Origin of the sequence: Antrihabitans cavernicola (assembly GCF_008297975.1) — a bacterium.
Lineage (GTDB): Bacteria > Actinomycetota > Actinomycetes > Mycobacteriales > Mycobacteriaceae > Antrihabitans > Antrihabitans cavernicola.
In genome coordinates this window covers 80,370-101,788 of sequence record NZ_VLNY01000003.1, presented here as the reverse complement: position 1 = coordinate 101,788, position 21,419 = coordinate 80,370, and the positions used below count along the sequence as shown (strand labels likewise).

General features: G+C 64.9%; 23 protein-coding genes. 6 read left to right on the top strand and 17 right to left on the bottom strand.

Features of this window, described 5'->3' with window-relative positions:
* Positions 1 to 60: 60 nt before the first annotated feature.
* Positions 61 to 615, top strand: a complete 555-nt coding sequence (locus FOY51_RS07655) for a hypothetical protein (protein WP_149429631.1) — start codon at positions 61 to 63, stop codon at positions 613 to 615.
* On the top strand, positions 612 to 1,082 hold the full coding sequence (locus tag FOY51_RS07650; RefSeq protein WP_149429630.1) for a ferritin-like domain-containing protein: 471 nt from the start codon (positions 612 to 614) through the stop codon (positions 1,080 to 1,082). The genes FOY51_RS07655 and FOY51_RS07650 overlap by 4 nt, the downstream gene beginning before the upstream one ends.
* 20 nt (positions 1,083 to 1,102) lie before the next feature.
* On the opposite strand, the gene FOY51_RS07645 is transcribed toward FOY51_RS07650, so the two are convergent.
* A complete protein-coding gene (locus FOY51_RS07645) occupies positions 1,103 to 2,530 on the bottom strand; it encodes a DHA2 family efflux MFS transporter permease subunit (protein ID WP_149429629.1) in 1,428 nt (475 codons plus the stop codon).
* 71 nt (positions 2,531 to 2,601) lie between these two features.
* Between FOY51_RS07645 and FOY51_RS07640 the strand changes: the two genes are divergently transcribed.
* Positions 2,602 to 3,219, top strand: a complete 618-nt coding sequence (locus FOY51_RS07640) for a TetR/AcrR family transcriptional regulator (RefSeq protein WP_235916191.1) — start codon at positions 2,602 to 2,604, stop codon at positions 3,217 to 3,219.
* On the opposite strand, the gene FOY51_RS07635 is transcribed toward FOY51_RS07640, so the two are convergent.
* Entirely contained in the window at positions 3,216 to 3,716 is a 501-nt protein-coding gene (locus FOY51_RS07635) for a GtrA family protein (protein ID WP_149429628.1), read from the bottom strand. The two genes, FOY51_RS07640 and FOY51_RS07635, sit on opposite strands and share 4 nt — an antisense overlap.
* A 101-nt stretch (positions 3,717 to 3,817) precedes the next feature.
* On the opposite strand from FOY51_RS07635, the gene FOY51_RS07630 reads away from it, so the two are divergent.
* Positions 3,818 to 4,528: a TetR/AcrR family transcriptional regulator gene (locus FOY51_RS07630; RefSeq protein WP_149429627.1), complete on the top strand. Its 711-nt coding sequence runs from the start codon at positions 3,818 to 3,820 to the stop codon at positions 4,526 to 4,528.
* On the opposite strand, the gene FOY51_RS07625 is transcribed toward FOY51_RS07630, so the two are convergent.
* From FOY51_RS07625 to FOY51_RS07610, 4 genes are read right to left on the bottom strand one after another with little or no spacing between them, the layout of a single operon-like run.
* The gene (locus FOY51_RS07625; RefSeq protein WP_149429626.1) at positions 4,503 to 4,931 is read right to left on the bottom strand and encodes a limonene-1,2-epoxide hydrolase family protein; all 429 of its coding nucleotides are present in this window, start codon (positions 4,929 to 4,931) and stop codon (positions 4,503 to 4,505) included. The two genes, FOY51_RS07630 and FOY51_RS07625, sit on opposite strands and share 26 nt — an antisense overlap.
* Positions 4,932 to 4,933: 2 nt before the next feature.
* A complete protein-coding gene (locus FOY51_RS07620; RefSeq protein WP_149429625.1) occupies positions 4,934 to 6,667 on the bottom strand; it encodes an acyl-CoA dehydrogenase family protein in 1,734 nt (577 codons plus the stop codon).
* A gap of 60 nt (positions 6,668 to 6,727) precedes the next feature.
* Positions 6,728 to 7,219 carry a pyridoxamine 5'-phosphate oxidase family protein gene (locus FOY51_RS07615; protein ID WP_149429624.1) on the bottom strand — a complete coding sequence of 164 codons (492 nt, stop codon included), beginning with the start codon at positions 7,217 to 7,219 and terminating at the stop codon, positions 6,728 to 6,730.
* A 36-nt stretch (positions 7,220 to 7,255) separates the two neighbouring features.
* Positions 7,256 to 9,004, bottom strand: coding sequence for a proline--tRNA ligase (locus FOY51_RS07610; protein ID WP_149429623.1), 1,749 nt, complete (start codon positions 9,002 to 9,004; stop codon positions 7,256 to 7,258).
* Between the two features lie 34 nt (positions 9,005 to 9,038).
* Here FOY51_RS07610 and yaaA point away from each other — a divergent pair, with 34 nt between their 5' ends.
* Positions 9,039 to 9,782, top strand: coding sequence for a peroxide stress protein YaaA (gene yaaA / locus FOY51_RS07605; protein ID WP_149429622.1), 744 nt, complete (start codon positions 9,039 to 9,041; stop codon positions 9,780 to 9,782).
* A gap of 4 nt (positions 9,783 to 9,786) precedes the next feature.
* Here yaaA and FOY51_RS07600 read toward each other — a convergent pair whose 3' ends face one another.
* A complete protein-coding gene (locus tag FOY51_RS07600; RefSeq protein ID WP_149429621.1) occupies positions 9,787 to 10,206 on the bottom strand; it encodes an ester cyclase in 420 nt (139 codons plus the stop codon).
* A gap of 82 nt (positions 10,207 to 10,288) precedes the next feature.
* Between FOY51_RS07600 and FOY51_RS07595 the strand changes: the two genes are divergently transcribed.
* Complete coding sequence (locus FOY51_RS07595; protein WP_149429620.1) at positions 10,289 to 10,945, top strand: TetR/AcrR family transcriptional regulator C-terminal domain-containing protein; 657 nt, start codon at positions 10,289 to 10,291, stop codon at positions 10,943 to 10,945.
* Position 10,946: 1 nt separating this feature from the next.
* Here FOY51_RS07595 and FOY51_RS07590 read toward each other — a convergent pair whose 3' ends face one another.
* From FOY51_RS07590 to FOY51_RS07545, 10 genes are all read right to left on the bottom strand, one after another.
* Entirely contained in the window at positions 10,947 to 11,624 is a 678-nt protein-coding gene (locus FOY51_RS07590) for a nucleoside/nucleotide kinase family protein (RefSeq protein WP_214633079.1), read from the bottom strand.
* Positions 11,600 to 13,081, bottom strand: coding sequence for an HNH endonuclease signature motif containing protein (locus FOY51_RS07585; protein ID WP_149429619.1), 1,482 nt, complete (start codon positions 13,079 to 13,081; stop codon positions 11,600 to 11,602). Before FOY51_RS07585 ends, FOY51_RS07590 begins: the two co-directional genes overlap by 25 nt.
* Before the next feature lie 217 nt (positions 13,082 to 13,298).
* A complete protein-coding gene (locus tag FOY51_RS07580; RefSeq protein ID WP_149429618.1) occupies positions 13,299 to 13,754 on the bottom strand; it encodes a nitroreductase family deazaflavin-dependent oxidoreductase in 456 nt (151 codons plus the stop codon).
* 30 nt (positions 13,755 to 13,784) lie between these two features.
* On the bottom strand, positions 13,785 to 15,209 hold the full coding sequence (locus FOY51_RS07575; protein WP_149430019.1) for an MFS transporter: 1,425 nt from the start codon (positions 15,207 to 15,209) through the stop codon (positions 13,785 to 13,787).
* 71 nt (positions 15,210 to 15,280) lie between these two features.
* Positions 15,281 to 16,507, bottom strand: a complete 1,227-nt coding sequence (gene cobA / locus FOY51_RS07570) for a uroporphyrinogen-III C-methyltransferase (RefSeq protein ID WP_149429617.1) — start codon at positions 16,505 to 16,507, stop codon at positions 15,281 to 15,283.
* Between the two features lie 10 nt (positions 16,508 to 16,517).
* The gene (locus tag FOY51_RS07565; protein ID WP_149429616.1) at positions 16,518 to 16,889 is read right to left on the bottom strand and encodes a cobalamin biosynthesis protein; all 372 of its coding nucleotides are present in this window, start codon (positions 16,887 to 16,889) and stop codon (positions 16,518 to 16,520) included.
* Positions 16,877 to 18,241, bottom strand: a complete 1,365-nt coding sequence (locus FOY51_RS07560) for a cobyrinic acid a,c-diamide synthase CobB (protein WP_371830419.1) — start codon at positions 18,239 to 18,241, stop codon at positions 16,877 to 16,879. Before FOY51_RS07560 ends, FOY51_RS07565 begins: the two co-directional genes overlap by 13 nt.
* Positions 18,238 to 18,852 (bottom strand): cob(I)yrinic acid a,c-diamide adenosyltransferase, encoded by a 615-nt coding sequence (gene cobO, locus FOY51_RS27520; protein WP_149429615.1) that lies wholly within the window; start codon positions 18,850 to 18,852, stop codon positions 18,238 to 18,240. The genes FOY51_RS07560 and cobO overlap by 4 nt, the downstream gene beginning before the upstream one ends.
* A gap of 7 nt (positions 18,853 to 18,859) precedes the next feature.
* A complete protein-coding gene (locus tag FOY51_RS07550; RefSeq protein ID WP_235916189.1) occupies positions 18,860 to 20,755 on the bottom strand; it encodes a magnesium chelatase subunit D family protein in 1,896 nt (631 codons plus the stop codon).
* A gap of 181 nt (positions 20,756 to 20,936) precedes the next feature.
* Entirely contained in the window at positions 20,937 to 21,416 is a 480-nt protein-coding gene (locus tag FOY51_RS07545; RefSeq protein WP_149429613.1) for a GNAT family N-acetyltransferase, read from the bottom strand.
* Positions 21,417 to 21,419 lie beyond the last annotated feature (3 nt).

Genomic DNA, 21,419 nt, shown 5'->3' with positions numbered 1-21,419 from the left:
CGATCGTTTGCACACGTCGTCGGAGGTTGCGCTGTGCTGGATGGTTGCGCGGTGTCGGTCATGGCACCGGATCGACCCGCCTGGCACGATGTACCGGTGCTCACCACCGTCGCCTCACCCGTGCTGTCCCGGCGCTCCAGTTTCCGGCTGGCCGGTATTGCTGCCGTCGGCGTGGTCGGAGTCAGCACCGTCGCAGCGTGCTCGAACGGCGACGACGCCGCGCCGGAGCCGCCCGATCCGCTCATTGCGCAGGAGGAGGCGGCACGACAGAATGCCGCGGATGCGCGCAGCGCGGCAGCTCTCGCGCCCGACCGCACAGCGGCATTGACCCTGATCGCGGCCGAACGCACGGCCCATGCCGACGCACTGCGCACGGAGGTCGCTCGGCTGGTCGGAACGTATCCGGACGGCTCGACACCCTCTGCCGATCCGACGACTACGCAATCCTCGGTAGCCCCTGCCCCGCCGCCGGCGGTGGACGCCTTGCGCGCACAGCTGGTCGGCGCGCAGAACAGCGCTGCCGCGCTCGCCAGGACGCAATCCGACTACCGGGCAGGCCTCCTCGGTTCGATCAGCGCGGCGTGTGCCGTGCATGCCGGAGTGTTGCTGCGATGAGCGATCCACGCCGCCGGCAGCAGACACAGCCGGGGCCCGAACAGCAGGCGCTGCTCGACGCGTTGGCCGCCGAGAATGCCGCCGTCTATGCCTACGGAATCGTGGGAGCGTTCTCGAATCCGGATCGCGGCGACATGATCGCTGCGGCATCCGCTGCCCATCGCGCCCGTCGCGACGCCACCATCGATGCCCTGTCGGCCGCCAGCATCGTTGCCCCCGAGCCGCCCGCCGGATACACGGTGCCGTTCCCGGTGACCGATCCGACGACGGCCGTGCAACTCGCTGTCCAGGCGGAGTCCGATACCGCCGTTGCCTGGCGCTCGGTGATCGAACGTTCGCAGTCCGATCACACCCGCGGCACCGGGATCGATGCACTCACCGAAACCGCTCTGCGACTTGCTGATTGGCGCACGATTCTGGGAACGACACCGCCTACGGTGCCGTTCCCAGGTGCGCCGCAGAAGTGACGGCGCGCTCGTACCGCTTACTACGACCGCCGATTCGGAATGAACAGTGCCGCGACGGTGGCGGCAGCGACCGCGAATGCCCCGACGATCAGCGCCGGCCGTAGCGCGTCCGTGTAGCCGGTCGGCGTCAACGCTCCACCGAAGCCGAGGAACACCGCGGTCAGCACTGCGACACCGAGCGTCACGCCGATCTCCCGGATCGTCGAGTTGGTCGAGCTTGCGGTTGCGTGATCGTCGTCGGCCATGTCGGACAGCACCGCCGTTGCCGACGGCGCGAACGTCAATCCCATTCCGACACCGGCCATCATGAGAGCCGGGATCATGCTGACGTAAGAACTACCCGGAACAAGGACCACCGCCATGTAGGCCAGCGAACCGGCCTGCAGCGCAAGCCCGGAAACCAGGAGCGGACGGATCCCGATTCGGGGCGCGAGAATGCCCGCCAACGGCGCAATCAGCATCGGCGCGGCCGTCCACGGCAGCGTGCGCAGGCCCGCCTGGAACGGCGTGTACCCCATCACGATCTGCAGGTACTGCGACACCAGGAATACCGCACCGAACATGCCGACAGAGAAGCCGAGGCTCACGATGTTCGCGATCGTGAAGCTGCGAGACTTGAAGAGCCGCAACGGCATCATCGGAAACTCGGTGCGCTGTTCACGGACGAGGAAGGCGACGAGGCTCACAGCCGAGACGATGAACGATCCCAGCACGATTGCCGATGTCCAGCCGTCGTCGTTGCCGTGCACGATCCCCCAGATTCCCGCGAACACCGCCACGCCTGCGAGCACCACGCCTGCCACGTCGAGCGGGTTGGAGCGGCCGAACGACTCGCGAAGGGCGTAGAGCGCCAACGGAATTGCGACGACGGCCACCGGAACGTTGAGCCAGAAGATGGCCTGCCAGGACACCCCGTCCACCACGGCACCGCCGATAACCGGCCCCAACGCGATACCGAGTCCGGAGACGCCGCCCCAGACACCGATTGCCAACGCGCGCTTGGAAACCGGAACCGCGCCCGCAAGCAGCGCGAGCGACAGCGGCATGATCGCGGCCGCACCGGCGCCCTGAATCGCGCGGGCGGCGATCAACATCGCGGGCGTGGTCGACAGTGCCGAGCCGACCGACGCCAACGTGAACAGCACTATTCCGCCGAGAAACATCCGGCGCCGACCCAGCCGATCACCGAGTGTCGCGGCCGCGAGCATCAGCGTCGCGAAGGCAAGGGTGTAGGCGTTGACGAACCACTGCACCTGACCGACGGAGGCATCGAGATCCTTGCTGATGACTGGCAGTGCACTGGTCATCACCAGGTTGTCCAGGGTGGCCATGAACATCGGCACCGATGCCGCAAGCAGCACCAACCAGACCGGCCGAGACCCTAGGAGCCGTGCCGCGGCCGGTTCGCGCCCGGGTTCGACGTCTAGTGTGTCAGTGATTGTTGCCATGTCCCGCTCCTTGTAAGCATCAAATGATTACTTAATCGGGAACGCTAGTTATCGACTGATAACATGTCAACATGTCGCGCTCAGAAAGTTCGGAACCGACCACCACCCGGATGAACGCAGCCGATCGACGCGAGCTGATCCTGGCAGCAGCTTCGCGCGCGTTCGCCCGGGGCGGTTACGCGGGGACCAGCACAGATGCCGTCGCCAAGGAGGCATCGATCTCTCAGCCGTACGTGGTCCGAATGTTCGGCACCAAGGCCGAACTCTTCCGTGAAGTCTTCGCACGCGCGATCGGCGCCATCACCGCGGCATTCGACAGGGTGCTCGACGACGTGGTCGTCGACCCCGAGGACGAGGAGTTCTGGGACAAACTCGGATCGGCCTACGGACACCTGGTCGAAGACCGCGATCTGTTGCTGGTGATGATGCACGGATTCTCGGCGGGTTCGGTTCCCGAGATCGGCGCCCAGGCCCGCGACGGCATGTCCGGCATCTACCGACACCTACGCGAGCGCACGGGATGCACACCGGAGCAGGCGCGCGAGTTCATTGCGCACGGAATGCTGATCAACGTATTGCTGTCGATGCAGGCACCCGAGCATGTCGGGGAGAATCCAGACCTCGAAGAATTGTCGTCGTGCGTACTCGGAACCGTGCTCGATGACGCGACGCGGTCAGGCGCGAACTAGAAGACCCAGCCTCGAAGGGCGAGGAAACGAAGCCCGCCGACGATGGCGCTGACGCCGATCACGAAGAGCGCCTGCACGATTCCGCTGGTTCCCGGGAACAGGAAGTTCAGCATCGCCAGCGACGCGGAGCTGACGACGATGCCGATGAGGGCAAGTCCACCGCCCTCCCACTGCGCCGTCAACCAACTGACACGCCCGGACGCGTGAAACGTAAGCCGGCGGTGCATTTCGTTGGCAACGGCAGTACTCACGATGGAGCCGACAACGTTCGCGAGAATCGAACCGTCGGAGTCCAGCCCGATGAAGGCTGCCACGTAGAGGATGTTGCTCAGTCCGCCGACCAGCGCGAAGCGAATGAGTTGAGCCAGGACGGCGTCGGATTCCGGATCGAAGGCCCGACGAATCAGCTGGACCGCGCGCACACCACGTGCACCGCTGTCGACCGTCTGACGGTCGACCGTGGTGCTACCTGGCCATTCGAAGTCCAGGACGGTCATGGCGGCGCCTCTCGAAGCCGATAAACGGAACCTGATGTTCCGAATAGCAAAACTCTAACACAAGCGGAACCTGATGTTCCGAATCCGCGTAAGCTGTGACCATGCCGACACCTACCCCACCGAGCCTGGCCGACCAGCCCGCCTTGCGCTGCGATGCGCAGGCGAATCTGGAGCGGATCCTCGCCTCGGCGCGTGTGGTGTTCGCCGAGCAAGGATTGGAAGCCAAGCTGGCCGATGTCGCCAAACATGCGGGCGTCGGCGTCGGCACCGTCTACCGCAGGTTTGCGAGCAAGGACGAGCTGATTCAAGCGCTCTTCCTCTCCCGCGTCAACGACATTGTTGTGATCGCCGATTCCGCTCTGGCGAACGACGATCCGTGGGCGGGGCTGGTCTACTTCTTGAAGCAAAGCGGCCAGAAGCTCGCCGACGATCAGGGCTTGCGCGAACTGCTGATCAGCGGGCACGTGGAGTCACCGGCGTTCGCGGAGGCCCGTGCACGGATGTCGGAACGGATGACGGTGCTCGTGAGTCGCGCGAAGGAGCAGGGCAAACTGCGGCAGGACTTCGAACCCACCGACGTCCCGGCGATCATGTGGACCATTCAGGCATCGCGCGACTTCGCGGGTAGCCGCTGCCCCGACCTGTGGCGGCGGCAGCTCGGCTTCCTCATCGACGGTCTCCGCCAATCACGAGAGTGCGTCAGCGAATTGGCCGCACCCGCCATCACACGCGACCAGATTGCCAGTGTGATGTCGATGCGACATCACACGCCCGACGCCACATCGGTCAGCGGGCAGCGTCCGAGAAGCTAGGCCGCAAAGCCGGAACGACAGCACCGGCGAGTCCGCGGCCAATCGCCTTGGTCAAGTCGAAAACGTCGAAGTGATCGCGCCACAACGTGATTCGGCCGTCGTGCAACTCGAACGTGCCGCACACCCAGAACTGCACCCGCACGGGTCCGAAAGAGAGGACGTCCGTGCGCTCGTTGAGCACAGTGTCGCCGTCGGTCGCGGTTCGATGGACGGCCACGTCGAAACCCATCCGCGTCAGTGCCTCGAACAGCTTGATCGTCCGCCGCCCGCCACGAACGGTCGGGAACCCGACGTTCTCGTAGACCAGATCGTCGTCGAGCAGCTTTCCTGCGGTGGCGAAATCCTTCTCGCGCAACGCAGTCAAGAACTCGGCGACGATCCGCTCGTTCTCGGAATCCCCCATCGCTACGGACGCATCTCGTACGCGCCGTCGTAGGACGCGGCCTGCGTCCACACGCGATCGGCGCGCGCGGTGTCCACCACCGGCTTGCGGATCGCACCGAGCGCCCAGTCCTGCTGTGCCTGCGTCGACGACGGCTTGCCGTGCAGCGTGACCGCATATTCCGAGAAGTCGCGGATCTGGAAGTCGAAGATCTGATCCAGCAGGTCGCGGTCCAGACCGGTCAGCTCTGCCTGCTCCAGCAGGAGCTGGCCGTACACGACGAGCGAGAACAGATGCCCGATGACGAGCATGAAGTCGAGATCCTTCTGCTGATCGGCATCCGGAGCCGCGGTTGCCAGCAACTTCTGCAGCGCTTGAGCCTGTTCGTAGAAGCGCGCGACATTCGGTACGTCCGAATGCTTTTCGTAGATCGGCTTCCAGTCGGCGAACTGCACCTTGCTCGCGCCGCGGGCCGGACCCTGCGCCCAGAAGAAGGCGTCGTCAGCGGGATCCTGGCGAGTGCCGATCGCCGGGTATTCCTTCGGGTTGAACAAGTAGTTCGGCATGAACTTGAGGATCTGGCCGACGTTGACGTGGACGGTGCCTTCCAGTCTGGGCAGCGTGCCGATCAACCGGGCTACTTCGCTGAAGTAGGTGTTCTTCTCGAAGCTCTTCGCCGCCAACACATCCTGCAGCAGCGTGATGACTTTTTCGCCCTCCGACGTCACCTTCGACTTCGTCATCGGGTTGAACAGCAAGTAGCGACGATCGTCGAGGTTTGCGCTGCGGAAGTAGTCGATCGCGCGGTCGCTGAACTGCTTCATCGCGACGAGCCTGCTGTAGGCATCGACGAATGCCGCACGCACGTGGGGAAAGTCGGTGACCGGATTGCCGTACAGGATTCGGTTGTTCGCGTGCGTGATCGCCTCGTAGAAGGAGTGCTCACACATGCCGACCGAGCCACTGCACAGGTTGAACTTGCCCACGTTGACGGTGCTCAACGCTGCCGAGAACGCGTCCGGACCGGTGTGCAAGATGTCTTCTTCGCGCACCGGGTAGTTGTCGAGCCGGAAGGTGCTGACGTACATCTGGCCGTGCACGACGTTGTCGACCAACTCGTAGTTCTCGTGCCTGCTGTCCGCGACGAACCAGATATAGCCGTCGGCGCCCTCGATATCGGTACGACGAGAGAAGACCGAGACCATGCTGGCGACGTTGCCGTTGCCGATGTAGTACTTGGTGCCCGACGCGCTAAACGCGATGCCGTCTTCGGTGCTGGGCGTGAGGATCAGATCGGTGTTGTAGATGTCGGCACCGTGGTCGCGCTCCGACAGACCGAAGGCCATCACCTCGCCTGCCTCGAGATCCTTGGCGGCGCGCTCCCTGGCTTCCTTGTTGTCGCTCTGCCAGATCGGTCCGAGTCCGAGAATCGTGACCTGCTCGGCGTACCAGTATGCGAGCCCATAGAAACCGAAGATCTCGCTCAGCACCGCGTTGCGCGAAGTGTCCCAGCGCTTGTTCAGGTCGCCGTCCGCGAACTCCGACGGCGTCAGGAAGGTCGCGAAGATCTTCTCGCGCTTGATGAAGTCGAGAAAGTCCGACACCCAGACCGCGTTGAGGTCGTCGTCGAGCAGCTGCTTCTTGCCCTTGGATTCGAACCAGTCGATCATCGCGCGCAACTGACGTCGAGTCTCGTCGTCGAAGTGCCGGGGATCGTAGGTGTTGGGGTTGAAGAGCAGTCCGCCGGCTTCGGTCATCGGTTGCGCGCCTTTCGGTTCAGGAATGCTCCTGAACTTACCAGCCGGTAATAAGAAAAGTCAGTGCTTGCGGACGACCTTCTCGGCTTGTCCGGCTTTCCAGATGGTGACGTCCATGTGTTCGTCTGCGACCTGGACCGACGACGCACTGGTGAGGTCGGCGCGGAAGAAGTGGTCGAACTTCTCGTCCCGACAGTCCATCCCGGTCTCGTCGAAGATGTCCTGCGTGAACCGTGCCCGCACTGCGTCGTCGCTCACGTCCTCGACCACACCCCAGAGCTTCGCGTCGCCCTCTTTGACCTCAGTGTCCACCGTTGCGGTGTGCAGGCAGAAGCGCGGATCGCGGGCCAGATCGTCGAACTTGGTGGTGTTCGGCATCCCGACGATCCACAGTTCGCCCTCGAAGAACCGCGGCTCGACGGGGCTGATCCGCGGCGACCCGTCGGCGCGCAACGTTGCGAGCATGCACAGGTTGCCGGTCGCTTTGTGTCGACGAACAAAGGTTTCCGACACTCGGGGCGCGGCTGCTGCGAACTCTGTCCAGTTGGTCATAGCTGCAACGCTACGACCGATCACTGTCAGATCCTGTCAGGAATTACGCACCTTTTCGATCACGGTGTCGACGGCGTCGTCCTTGCTCACCTCGGTGGTCTCACCGGTGAACCGATCCTTGAGTTCGACCTTGCCCTCTGCCCAACCGCGTCCGACCACCGCGAGCAGCGGGATGCCGAGCAATTCGGAGTCCTTGAACTTAACGCCGGGCGATGCCTTGCGATCGTCGAGCAGCACCGAAAGGCCGGCGTGATCCAGTTGGGTCGCAAGGGCTTCCGCACCCTCGCGCGCCTCGGCGTCCTTGTTCGCAATTACCACGTAGACGTCGAACGGCGAGACCTCTGCAGGCCAACGCAGCCCCTTGTCGTCGTGCATCTGCTCGGCGATCACCGCGACCAGTCGCGAGATGCCCACTCCGTAGGAACCCTGCACCAGTCGAACCGGCTTGCCGTTCTCGCCGAGCACGTCGACGGCGAACGCGTCGGTGTACTTGTAGCCCAACTGGAAGATGTGGCCGATCTCGATGCCGCGAGCCGACACCAGCGGTCCCCGACCGTCGGGTGACGGATCGCCGTCGCGCACCTCGGCGGCCTCGATGGTGCCGTCGGGAGTGAAATCGCGGCCGGCGACCAGGTCGACCACATGCTTGCCCGGCGCATCCGCACCGGTGATCCACGCCGTGCCGGACACGACGCGCGGATCCACCAGATAACGAACCCCGTTGGCCTGCAATCCCTTCGGACCAATATAGCCCTTGACGAGGAACGGATTGGCCGCGAAGTCGGCGTCGCCGAGCAACTCGAACTCGGCGGGCTCCAATGCGGCGCCGAGGCGCTTGTCGTCCACCTCACGATCGCCGGGAATGCCGATGCCGAGCAGTTCCCACTCGCCGCCCGGGGTCCGCGTCTTGACGAGGATGTTCTTGAGGGTGTCTGCCGCGGTGATAGTCCGACCCAGCTCGGCGCCGTTGGCCCAGTCGACCAGCGTCGCGATGGTCGGGGTCTCCGGCGTGCTGTGCACGACCGATTCGGGGAGACCGTCGAGCGGAATCGAATCGGGAACGGCGGTGATCACGGCCTCGACGTTGGCGGCGTAGCCGGATTCGACACAGCGGACGTAGGTGTCCTCACCGATCGGACTCTCCGCAAGAAACTCCTCGGACGCACTGCCACCCATGGCACCGGACGTCGCCGCCACGATCACGTACTTCACGCCGAGCCGAGCGAAGATGCGCTGGTAGGCCTCGCGATGCGCGTGATACGACTTCTTCAGACCGTCCTCGTCCAGATCGAAGGAGTACGAATCCTTCATGACGAATTCGCGACCACGCAGAATGCCTGCGCGGGGCCGTTCTTCGTCGCGGTACTTGTTCTGAATCTGGTACAGCGTGACCGGCAGGTCCTTGTACGAGTTGTACTCACCCTTGACCGTCAGCGCGAACAGTTCCTCGTGCGTCGGACCGAGCATCAGGTCGGCGCCCTTGCGGTCCTTGAGCCGGAACAGGCTGTCGCCGTACTCGGTCCAGCGATTGGTGGTCTCGTACGGTTCGCGCGGCAGCAGCGCGGGCAGAATGATTTCCTGCGCGCCGATCGCGTCCATCTCTTCGCGAACCACCCGCTCCACCTGGCGCAGCACCTTCAAACCCAGCGGCAGCCACGAGTAGACACCCGGCGCGATTCGGCGCACATAGCCGGCGCGGACCAACAGCTTGTGGCTGGGCACCTCGGCGTCGGCGGGATCGTCGCGCAGCGTGCGCAGGAACAGTTGGGAGAGGCGGGTGATCACGGGAGGTCAGCGTAGTCGACTACGCTCGCCCGTCGTGCTGGTGCTACTTCCTCCTTCCGAGACCAAGTCCGACGGCGGACGCGGCAAGCCGCTCGATCTCGGCGAGTTGTCCATGCCGAAGCTGACCGCGACACGCGACGCGTTGGTGCAGGCTGTCGTGGATCTTGCTGCCGATCCGGAGGCGTCGGCCATGGCGCTGGGACTGACCGCAGGCCAGTTCGACGAAATCGATCGCAATACCAAGCTCTGGACCAGCCCCACCCGCCCTGCGTTGGAGCGTTACACCGGCGTGCTGTTCGACGCGCTGGACGCAAAATCGTTCACGCGTGTGCAGAAGTCGAAGGCGTATGCGCGGCTGGCAATCGGGTCAGCGTTGTTCGGTGCGGTGCGCCCTGCCGACCCGATCCCCGCCTATCGGCTCTCCGGCGGCTCCAAGCTCCCGGGCTTCGGCACCCTCGGTTCGCTCTGGAAGCCCGATCTCACCGATGCCCTGATCGACGAGGCCGACGGCGGGTTGGTCGTCGACTTGCGATCCGGGACCTACCAGCAGCTCGGCCGTGTCCCCGGCGCCGTCATCGCGACGGTGTTGACCGAGGCGCCGAACGGAACCCGCAGCGTCGTAAGCCATTTCAACAAGCATCACAAGGGCTTGCTGGCTCGCGCGCTGGTCATCAGCCGCGCAGAGCCGACCGATGTCCGTGGCGTCGCGCGCGTTGCAGCGAAGGCAGGACTGCGAGTCGAAGTGGCATCGAAGTCGGAACTGATCGTGCTGACCTAGGGCGCTAGCCTCGGTCCGGCCAGTCCCAACCCAACTGCATAAACATCCCCAATCGATCACTGACAGCGCGGATCTCGACGATCTTGTCGTTGCGCACGGTGAAGATCCAGATCTGCTCCACCTCGAACGGCCGGTTGGTGGGCTGGGGCATCCGAGGATGACTTCCCGTATGCACACCGCGGACCGTCAGCCGTGCAACTACGCGGTCACCCTCCGCGATCAGCTCCTCTGGAAACATTCCGCCTTCGCCGAACGCGTCGAGTTGCTGTCGAAAAGCGTCGAACGCTGCACCCGGTTCGTCGGCCTCGCCATGAATGACCTTGTTGTGGTCGATCACATCGAGCGCCATGAACTTCGGCAGGTCGTCGAGTTTGCGATTGTTGATCGCATCGAAGAATCCGCTCACCACAGTCTTGTTGGTCATCGTCTCTCTTACGTCGTAAGTTATGATTCGACTATGCTCTTACCTTGTAAGAGTGTCAATGTTGGGGGAAGGAGCAGCCGTGATGGCGCAGCGGACGCAAGGTGAGCGAGCAGGCCTGAGCAGGGACATCGTCTTGCAGGCAGCCCTGGACCTGGTCGACGAGCACGGCCTCGATGCGTTGACCATGCGGCGGCTCGGCGATCGCCTCGGCGTCGAAGCGATGACGATCTACCACCACGTTCCAAACAAAGACGCGCTGCTCGACGGTCTGGTCGAGTTGGTGTTCGGTGCGGCGACACCCAGCAGCCTGCTGGCCGAAACGTGGCAGTCGGTGTTGACAGGTTTCGCGGCGTCACTGCGCGCACGCCTCCTCAGGCATCCTGGCATCGTTCCCCTTGCTGTGACCCGACCCGCCGCCACTCCCGAGATGCTCCGAACGGTGGAGCACGGACTGGCGATCCTGCACGCTGCGGGATTTCCGGTCGGCCGAGCGCTCGATGCGCTCAATGCGTTGACCGTCTTCGTTGTCGGACATGTTGCGAGCGAAATCGGCATCGCGAACGTGAATCGAAAGTCGCTACCCGGATCGACGAATCAGCTTGCGACGCTCGATGGTTCGATCTTTCCTCTGCTTACCGAGGCCGCACGAACGCACGAAGGAACAGACGACTCCGAGCGCTTTCGTTTTGCTGTCGACGCGTTGATCGTCGGGTTCGGGGCGCTCGCAGAGACCGACTGACTCAGCCTGGCCCCAGGCGCACCAATATTGGCCGCTCCACATCGTCGTTATCGATTACGACGCTCGCCGCGCTTCGTGGGTCCACGTCGTCGACGTATATCCGACAGGCTGCGTGATACCGCAAGTCGAAAAGTGCTGCCGCCCTTTCTGGGCCGCCCAGTTGACCTGCATCACGGCGCACGCCGCGCTCGCGAGCTTCGCGTGGGGTGGTGTCGACGAAAACCACCTCGTCCCAAAGTCCCGCGAGTTCCCTGGTTTGAAGGAAGCTGCCATCTACGACCACAACGGCGTCGGCTTCTGCGAGCGCCGGAGCTTCCCTTATTGGCTGGTCGGAAACCAGATCGATGATCCGCTCTCGGTAGCGCCGGTCGCCGCCGGGACCGAGCGGGGTGAGGACGTGCCGGGCGAAAGCATCGAAGTCGTAGGCATCCTGGTAGTACCCAATCGCCGAATCCCGACCCTGTCGGTGGCGGTAGTCGCGCGGACGATGAAATCCGTCCATCGACAGTCGAATCGTCGGTCTGCCAAGACCCTCGATCCCTGCCGCCAGTTCGTTTGCAAGGGTGGTCTTGCCTGCCGCGGTGATGCCGTCGATGGCAATGCGCAGCGGCCGATCGAATCGTTGCGCGGCGATGTACCGGGCGACGCCCCCGATCACATTCTGGCGATCTGCAACCATGCGTAACCCCAATCTGCCACCGACGGTATCGAACTCGGTCTATCACGCCGCGTCATCCTGACCTGGGTGAGGTATTCGCCGGGGTGGTGGTAGTGGTTGATTCTGGGTTTTCGGGTTGGGTCGATATGTGTGGGTGGTATCCAGTACGTGCGTCCTGGGTAGGGGTCGTCGGGTCCGGCGATGATGGTGTGCCAGTCGGTGTCAGCAGCTCCGGCCAGCGGGTGGTGTTCGTCGCACGCGAAGGTGAGTTCGTCGATGTTGGTTTCACCCCCCTGCGCCCAGTCCTTGCGCCCGTGGTGGGTTTGACAGAGGTAGCCGGGTTTCGGGCAGCCGGGGAAGGTGCAACCGCCGTCGGCAACATGCAACACGATCCGTTGATTACCGGATCCGACACGTTTGCTCCGGCCGAGGTACAACGGTCGACCACGGTCGTCGAAAATTGCGAGGTAATGGTGCGCGTGCCGCGCCATCCGTAAGGCGTCGCGGATCGGGACGAGGCTGCCGCCACCGGTGACGGCGACACCCGACGCAGTCTCCAACTCCTGCAGGGTCATGCTGATGATCGTGGTCACCGGTAGTCCACGATGCTGGCCGAGCTGCCCGGAGGCGAGCATCGCCCGGCACATCGCTTTGAGCGCGTCGTGCTGGCGTTGGCCGGTAGAGCGGGTATCGCGTTGCGCGACCGCGGGTTCGGGGTCGTCGTCGACGGTCGGGGTCGGATCCTCCGGATTGCACACACCGGGTTTCGCGTACTTCGCGAACACCGCTTCCAAATAGGCGCGTAGTTCGGGGTCGGCAACGAAGCTGCCCTTCGACATCTTGTCCGGCCCTTGCGGACCCATCCGGAAACTACGTTGCCTCGCGCGATCGTTCTCATCGGCCAGCGTCCCGTCCGGGTTGAGGTAGACCGCCAACCGGTCCGCCGCTCTACCCAACTCGTCGGGCCGCAACTCCCGCGCCAACCCGGCCAACTCGGCTTCCGCCTGCGCCCGGGTACCAGTATCGACCGCGGCCGGCAGCTGGTGAAGGAAGCGGCGGATCACCCGCACATGATCGGCGCCGGCAGCACCGTCGCGTTGCGCGGCAGCAGTGTTCACCAGGTCCGGTTCGACGGTCTCACCGGTCATCGTGGTGCGGGTGCCGAGTTCTTTCGCTGCCCGCACCCGCCGGCCGGCGTCGGTCGGGGAAATCCGCAACGCCGACTGCAGCAGTTGACAGACGTTGGCTTCACCGACGGTGCCGTCACCGCGTTGTTCGTGGAGTTGGTTGATCAGGGTGTGCCCGATACCGGGGATCATCCGGAACCAGGTTTCCATCTGTTGCAACACGAGGACACGTTCCCGATTCGACAACGCATCCGTCGCCGACTGCGCGAGCACACTCATTCCGGTGTCGACAGCGGCGAGTGCGTCAGCGATATCGGTATCGCTGAACGTCACCTCGGCTGTCGAACTCATGTGCGAAATTATAGCGGTGGGCACCGACACACAGTTCGAGCCTGAATCAGCCAATACTTATGTGGCGCAACGAAGTATGCACGCCTACCTGAAAATGTGGATACTCCCGGATACCGGGAGAAATGCCACAAAGTCCGATCTGACTAACGCTGCCGATCGCGCGACGCAAGCCCGACGCGTGACAACCGACACTCCCGCACCGCGATCACGTCGCATCTCACCCTGATTGCGGCTCCAGCACCACCAACGGGATCGTCCGATCGGTTCGTCGTTGATACCTGCGCCACTGCGAGTTGTACTCGGCCGCTGCTGGCCAAAGCTGCGAGCGTTCCTCGGCGTCGAGCTCCCGCGCGTGCACCTGCACGCGGCGGGCACCGATCTGTGCGTCGACATCCGGATGGGCCCGCAGGTTGTAGAGCCAATCCGGATTTCCCGGATAGCCGCCCTTGGCCGCGACGATGACGAAGTCTTCACCAACCGGCATGTAGACCAGCGGGCTGGTGCGTTTTGCACCGCTCTTCGCTCCGACGTGGTCGAGCAGCAGCATCGGCGGAGTGCCCGGTATACGCCGCCCGATCCGACCGCCCGTCGCGCGGTACACCGCCACGTGGCCTCGAAACACAGGCTTGAGCACAGGCCAGGACAGATCGGCGATCTTCAGAAAATCGACCACCCCGCGATCATAACTACCGCGCGATCGTAACTACACCGCGTGCTGCTGCGCCGCTTCCGTCGCAGCTTGCGCCTGCGCTACCTGCGCCGGAGTCAGGCGAATGAACAGCGCGACCAAACCGGCGATCGCAGCGCAGACCGCACAGCCGAGCAGTGCGAAGGTGTAGCCGTTGCCGAGCGCCGTCAACTGCATCGGGTTCATCTCCGACGGCGCACCGTTGGTGCCGCCCTCGGACAAGGTCTTCGACGTCGCCATCGCACCGATGACAGCGAGCGCGAGTGGTCCGCTCAACGTCTGCGCGACCTGCGTGATCGCGGTCAGCGGCCCGATCTCGGTCTCCCCCACACCTGCGACCGCACAGAGCGGCAGCGGCACGACGGCGAAGCCGACACCGAAGCCGATTCCGACCACGGGGAGCAGTAGATCGCGCAAGTAGGTGGCGTCACCGTCGAGCGTCGAGCCGTAGAGCAGCCCGACCGTCATGATGACTCCGCCGATCAGCACCAGCCACCGCGGCTCGATGCGCACGACGACCTTCGACGCCAGCGCCGATCCGATGCCCAGGCCCACCGCGAACGGGATGAACGCGAGGCCGGCCTTGAGCGGTGTGTACCCCATGATGTTCTGCACGAACTGCGCCACGTAGACGGTGGTGCAGAACAGGCTGGCACCCGCGAAGAAGATCGAGGCAAAGGTGAAGACGCGGTCCCGATCCCCGAACAGGGAGAACGGCAGGATCGGATTGGTCGCGGTGCGCTCGACGAACAGGAACGCCGCCAGCAGCAGCAGTCCGAGCGCAAGCGACCCGATCACGGCGCCGCTGTCCCAACCCAGTTCCGGTCCTTCGCTGATGCCGAACACCAACGAGGTACAGCCGATGGTGGCGAGGATCGCGCCCTTCACGTCGAGTTCCAACTTGTGCGGCGCAGTCTCGCGCAGGGCGGGGATCGCGAATACGACGATCGCGATGCCGATGGGCACGTTGATCAGGAAGATCCAGCGCCACGACACCTGAGTCAGCGCGCCACCCACGATCAGCCCGGTGATCGAGCCGACGCCCGTCATCGCCGCGTAGATCGCAATTGCCTGGTTGCGCACCGGCCCCGGCGCGAACGTGGTCGCGACCAGCGCCAACGCTGTCGGCGACGCAATTGCGGCGCCCGTACCCTGCAGGGCTCGCGCGGCGATCAGCGTGCCTTCGTCGAACGCAAGACCGCAGAGCAACGACGACAGCGTGAACAGCCCGACCCCGACGACGAACATGCGTTTGCGGCCGAACCGGTCGCCGATCCGACCGCCGAGCAGCATCAACCCGCCGAACGCCAGAGCGTAGGAGACCACCACCCAGTTACGGCCGGCATCGGAAAGCCCCAGGTCGTCCTGCACCTTCGCGAGCGCGAGGTTCGCGACGGTGCCGTCGAGCACCACCATCAACTGCAGCCCACCGAGCACCATGATGGCCAGCCCGAATGCGCGGGTGGTCACTGGATAGGTCACTGCAGGAGGTTCGGACACGATGCTCCACGCTACCCAGCGTCGGCGGAAAAACCAGCAACGGTGCCGATTACTACGATCGCGGGCGGCCTGATGTTCTCGGCCCGCACCCGTTCCGCGATGGATCCGAGGTCCGCGCGCAGCACACGCTGCGACCGCAGGGTGCCCTCTTGAACGATCGTCGCCGGGGTTTCGGGGGCGCGTCCGCCCGCGATCAGCACCTCGGCGAACTGTTCGATTCGCTCGACGGCCATCAACAGCACCAATGTGCCCTGCAGCCGTGCCAACGCCGACCAGTCGACCAGTGAATCCGGATGATCCGGCGCGACGTGACCGCTGACGACAACGAACTCGTGCGTCACCCCGCGATGTGTGACAGGGATTCCGGCGGCAGAGGGCACCGAGATCGCACTGGTGATGCCGGGCACCACTGTCACCGGAACACCGGCGGCAGCGCAGGCCTCGAGCTCTTCGTAGCCGCGACCGAATACATAGGGGTCGCCACCTTTGAGTCGGACGACGAACTTCCCCGCCTTCGCTCCGTCGATCAGTGTCGAATTGATCGCCTCTTGCGCCATCGCCCGCCCGTACGGAATCTTGGCGGCGTCGATCACCTCGACGTGCGGTCCCAGCTCGGCCAGCAGTTCCGGCGGGGCGAGGCGATCGGCAACGACGACGTCGGCTCGGGCCAGCAACCGCCGTCCACGGACGGTGATCAGATCCGGATCGCCTGGTCCGCCGCCGACCAGCGCGACACCGGGTTGTACAGGCTCGGACTCGTCCGCAATCGCCCCCGACTGCAACGCCTCGACCAACGCCGTCCGCACCGCCGCGGATCGCCGATGGGCTCCGCCCGCCAGGACACCCAGGCTCAAACCGTCGTAGTGGGCCGACGCCGGCGTCACGGCGGTCCCGAGCCGCGCGTTGTCGGCACGAACGCAGAACACTCTGTGCTCTTCGGCTTCGGCGACGATCGCGGCGTTGGTGTCCGGCTCGTCGGTGCAGGCGATGGCGTACCACGCGTCGGCGAGATCACCGTTGCGGTAGGCGCGCAGTTCCACGGTGATCTGCCCGGCAGAGGCCATACCTTCGACTGCGGGCGTCACCTCACGGCTGATCACGTGTACTCGCGCACCCGCCGAGATCAACAGACCGAGCCGTCGCTGGGCCACCGTTCCACCGCCGACCACCACGACTCGACGATCGTTGAGGTTCAGTCCGACCAGGTAGTTGGACTCGTCGTAATTGGATTCCGGCACCGATCGAACTTTACGGGACCGGTCTTTGCGCCCGTGCCGCCGCGAGAACAATGCCGTTGACCACTCGTTTCTGCTGCACCAGCGCTGCCCCACCGGACGCGAGGATCGCCGCCGCCTCCGCCACACTCGGTGTGCCCAAACGATCGCGCGAAGCAGTTCCTGGATTGGGCACGTGGACCTCAGCAAGGTCGGCGGCAGTGAAGGTATCGATGCGCACGCCGAGACTGCTTGCTGCACAGTGCAGCCCGACGTCTTTCGCGCGAACATCGACTGTCGCGAGAACGTCGACCGATGCCTTGCCGAATACTTCGCTCAGTGCGGCCAGAATGTCGTCGGCGGTAGCACCGGACTGCAGCCCGATACCGACGATCAGTCCGTCCATGTCGCCGCCGCCCCGACGAACCGACGAACCGCACGTGGGTTGCCTGCCGGATGCGTGTGCAGATACGACGCGTGGACACCATCGGCGACGAATCCCTCACGGGCACTCACGCCGTCCCACGTGCGCCAACCCCACGCTCCGGTCGGCGCGGCGGTCAGCGTGGTGCGATGGAACTCGTGCCCGACTACTCGCTCGCCCGCCTGCCACAGGGGTGAATCGACGAGTGCGACGGCGTCGCGGTAGCCCAACGTCAGCCGAGATCCGAACTCGGCGTCCACGTCCACCACGCCGGCCATCGGAACTCCGTCGAGGCTGCGCGACAGGTACAGCAGGCCCGCGCATTCCGCGTGCATCGGCAGTCCGCGCAGGGCGAGTTCGTGGACCTGTTGTCGCAGAGCGGCATTGGCGGACAGGTCGCCGGCATGTTCTTCGGGGAATCCACCCGGCAACACCAGTCCGGCGACGTCGGCAGGCAGCTGATCATGAAGCGGATCGAAGGTCTCGACGCATGCGCCTGCGGCCTCGAGCAGCTCACGATGCTCCGCGTACCCGAACGTGAAGGCCGCGCCACCCGCCAAAGCGATGACCGGCCTGGAGGTTTCGGCGTCCCCGACTTCGGCGACCGGATCCCATGTCGGTGCCGAGACCGTGCTGTTCGCCAACCTGACCACGGCGTCCAGATCGACATGGGTGCCGATCAATTCCGTCATCGATTCGACGGCGTCGACGGCGGCACGACCGTGCTCGACCGCCGGGATCAACCCGAGGTGGCGGGACGGTACCTCCAATTCGGCCATCCGCGGCACCACTCCGAGCACCGGAACACCCACGCGCACAGCAGCATCGCGTAGTACATGCTCATGACGTTCGCTGCCGACGCGATTGAGAATCACTCCACCTATGCGCACACCGGCATCGAAGGTCGCGAACCCGTGCAGAACCGCCGCCAGGCTCTGGCTGTGACCGCGGGCGTCGACCACCAACACCACCGGCGCACCGAGCGACGCCGCAACCTGGGCGGTCGATCCCTCGGCGGATGCCGCGGCGTTGTCGACGTCGATCTTGCCGTCGAAGAGCCCCATCACACCTTCGACGACGGCGATGTCGCAGTCGGCCGCGCCGTGCGCGAACAGCGGTCCGATCCGCTGCGCACCGACCAATACCGGATCGAGGTTGCGGCCCGGCCGACCGGCGGCCAAACCGTGATAGCCGGGGTCGATGTAGTCCGGGCCCACCTTGAACGGCGCGACCCGATGCCCGGCCCACCGCAGAGCTCCGACCAAACCTGTTGCGACAGTTGTCTTCCCGCTGCCCGACGCGGGCGCGGCGATCACCACAGCTGGAACGCTCACCACTCGATTCCCCGCTGGCCCTTGCGGCCCGCGTCCATCGGGTGCTTCACCTTCGTCATCTCCGTGACCAGATCGGCAACGTCGAGCAACGCCTGCGGCGCATCGCGACCGGTGATCACCACATGCTGGTTGCCGGGTCGGTGCGTCAACACCTCGACCACCTCGTCGACGTCGATCCACCCCCACTTCAGCGGATAGGTGAACTCGTCGAGCACATAGAACCGGTGCGTCTCGTTTTGGATTCGCCGGGCGATCTCGCGCCAGCCTTCGGCAGCTGCCGACGCGTGATCGTCGTCGCTGCCCTTCTTCCGAGTCCACGACCAGCCCTCGCCCATCTTGTGCCATTCGACGGCACCGCCGACGCCGGTCTCGTCGTGCAGGGTGCCGAGCGTTCGGAAGGCTGCCTCTTCGCCGACCTTCCACTTGGCGCTCTTGACGAACTGAAAGACACCGACATCGAAGCCTTGGTTCCAGGCACGCAACGCCATGCCGAATGCGGCCGTCGACTTACCCTTGCCGGGACCGGTGTGTACGGCGAGCACGGGTAGGTTGCGACGTTGACGAGTAGTGAGCCCGTCGTCGGGAATCGTTTCGGGTACGCCCTGTGGCATCGCTGGATCACGCAGCCGAGCTCGAACGCGCGGATTGTGAACGGACCGCGCCCGCAACGGATTCCGCGGACACCTCGTCGAGTCGACGATATTGCGCACGCAATTCGCGCGCCATGTCCGCGGCGAGACCGAGCCGCACCAGGCCGCGCTCGCAATCGATCACCACCGATGCGACCCCTGCACGGGCGAGCATGCCTGCAGCGATCTTCGCGCGCTGCACCGGCTCGACTCCCCCGGTCGCTCGGCCGTCGGTAAGCAGGACGATCATCGGTCGTCGTTGCGGGTCGCGTACCTGTTCCCGCAGCACTACGTCGCGCGCTCGCAGAAGACCCTGCGCGAGTGGGGTTTTGCCACCCGTGCGCATCGACGCCAGCCTGCGCACAGCAATGTCGACCGACGACGTCGGGGGCAGCACCAGGTTAGCCTCGCGACCACGGATGGTTACGACCGCAACCTTGTCTCGTCGTTGGTAGGCGTCGCGCAACAGCGAGACGACGGCACCAGTCACGGCAGCAAGGCGGTCGCGAGCGGCCATCGATCCGGATGCGTCGACAACGAAAACCACCAGATTTCCTTCGCGCCCCTCGCGATGCGCGCCGCGGAGGTCGTCGGACTCCAACAACAGCCGACCGTCGGTGCGGCCACGCGCTTGCTGGTGCCGAGCTGCCGCGAACACCGTGCCTAGCAGGTGCAACCCGTGGTTCGCCTGCGCGACCGGCCGCACGACGCGGCCGTGCGAACCCTGCGAACGAGAGCGCCGACCGGGCGCGCCTTCACCGACACCGGGGATTTGCAGCAGCGTCGTCCGATAGTGCGACTGCGTCGCAGGTGAGTGGTTTGTTGGTCCAGAGCCCCCTTTATCACTCACCTGGGGCGGAGCCCCACCCCCAGTGCCGTCGGGATTGTCATCGGGAGGCTCGGGGAAATCGTCCGGCTCCGGCGGGTTGTCCGCCTGCTCGCTCGCCTGTTCCATCGCGTCGTCGAGTTGCTGCTGATCGAGGCCCGGCTCGTCGAACGGATCTCGCCGCCGCCGGTGTGGCAGCGCCAGCTCGGCAGCGATTCGCACATCCTCTTCGCCGACGCTCGCACTGCCGCGCCACGCCGCATGCGCCGTTGCGGCTCGGGCGACAACGAGATCGGCACGCATGCCGTCGACGTCGAACGCCGCGCACAGCGCCGCGATCCGGCGAAGTTCGATGTCGTCGAGTTCCACGGCGTCGACCAGATCTCGCGCCGCGATGATCTGCTGGGCCAACTGCCGGTCTTGGTCCGCATACTGCTCGCCGAATGCCTGCGGGTCGCGTTCGTAGTCCAGTCGCCGACGAACGACGGCCATCCGCACGTCAATGTCGCGTGATGCGGCGACGTCGACGGTGAGCCCGAATCGATCCAGCAGCTGTGGCCGCAGCTCACCCTCTTCGGGATTCATGGTGCCCACCAACACGAACCGCGCCGGATGCGAATGCGAGACGCCGTCGCGTTCGATGTGCACGCGGCCCATCGCCGCGGCATCGAGCAGCACGTCCACCAGGTGGTCGTGCAGCAGATTCACTTCGTCGACGTAGAGCACGCCGTGGTGCGCCGCAGCGAGCAGGCCGGGTTGAAACGCCTGCTCCCCGTCGCGGAGCACCTTGCCGAGATCCAACGACCCGACGACGCGGTCTTCCGTCGCACCGATCGGCAGCTCGACCAGCCGGGCCCGACGCGAGCCACCCTCGTCGACAACGGGCGGCAGCAGCGCAGCCAGTGCACGCACCACCGTCGACTTCGCGGTGCCCTTCTCGCCGCGAACCAACACACCACCGATTCCGGGGTGCACGGCGCACAGAATCAACGCGAGTCGCAGCCGGTCCTGCCCGACGATCGCACTGAACGGAAACCCGACGTCGCTCGCTCGCGTCATGCCACACATCCCTTCACGTCCCGGTGTCCACGCCGGGAGTTGGTCAAGGTTCGGCAGATGCTGCGGCGATCTGGCTCGGATCCCGCCCGAACGAGCGACCTCGTCGGCAGAATCCTCACAGTGGCGGGACCGCGCCTGATTCGCACAGGCTTCCCCGCAAGCATCCCTTGTTCGGAGAACTCTAGGTGGCTGCCTCGCGCCAGGGTTCGCCGCCACCTCGTCGCATCGGCACGTGCGGAATGCCATCTTCGACGAATTCCTCGCCGTCGAGCTTGAAGCCGTGCTTGGCGTACATGTCGACCAGGTACGTCTGCGCGTTGATCCGACACGGCGCGCTCCCGACCTCGGCGAGAGCGGCCTGCAGGATTCGAGTGGTGTGACCGCGTCCGCGCGCCGACCGCGATGTGCACAGCCTGCCGATGCGGAACGACTTGGTGCCGTCGTCGTGCTCCTCCAGGAGGCGCAACGTGCAGATCACCTGGCCGTCTTCTTCGAGCCAGAAATGCCGGGTCTCTTTGGTCAGATCACGACCGTCGAGTTCCGGGTACGGGCACGCTTGCTCGACCACAAACACCTCGACCCGCAATTTCAGCAGTTCGTAGAGCGTTTCGTTACTGAGATCGAGCGCCCACGAGCGCCGCAGCGATGCCATTGCCACCATGAA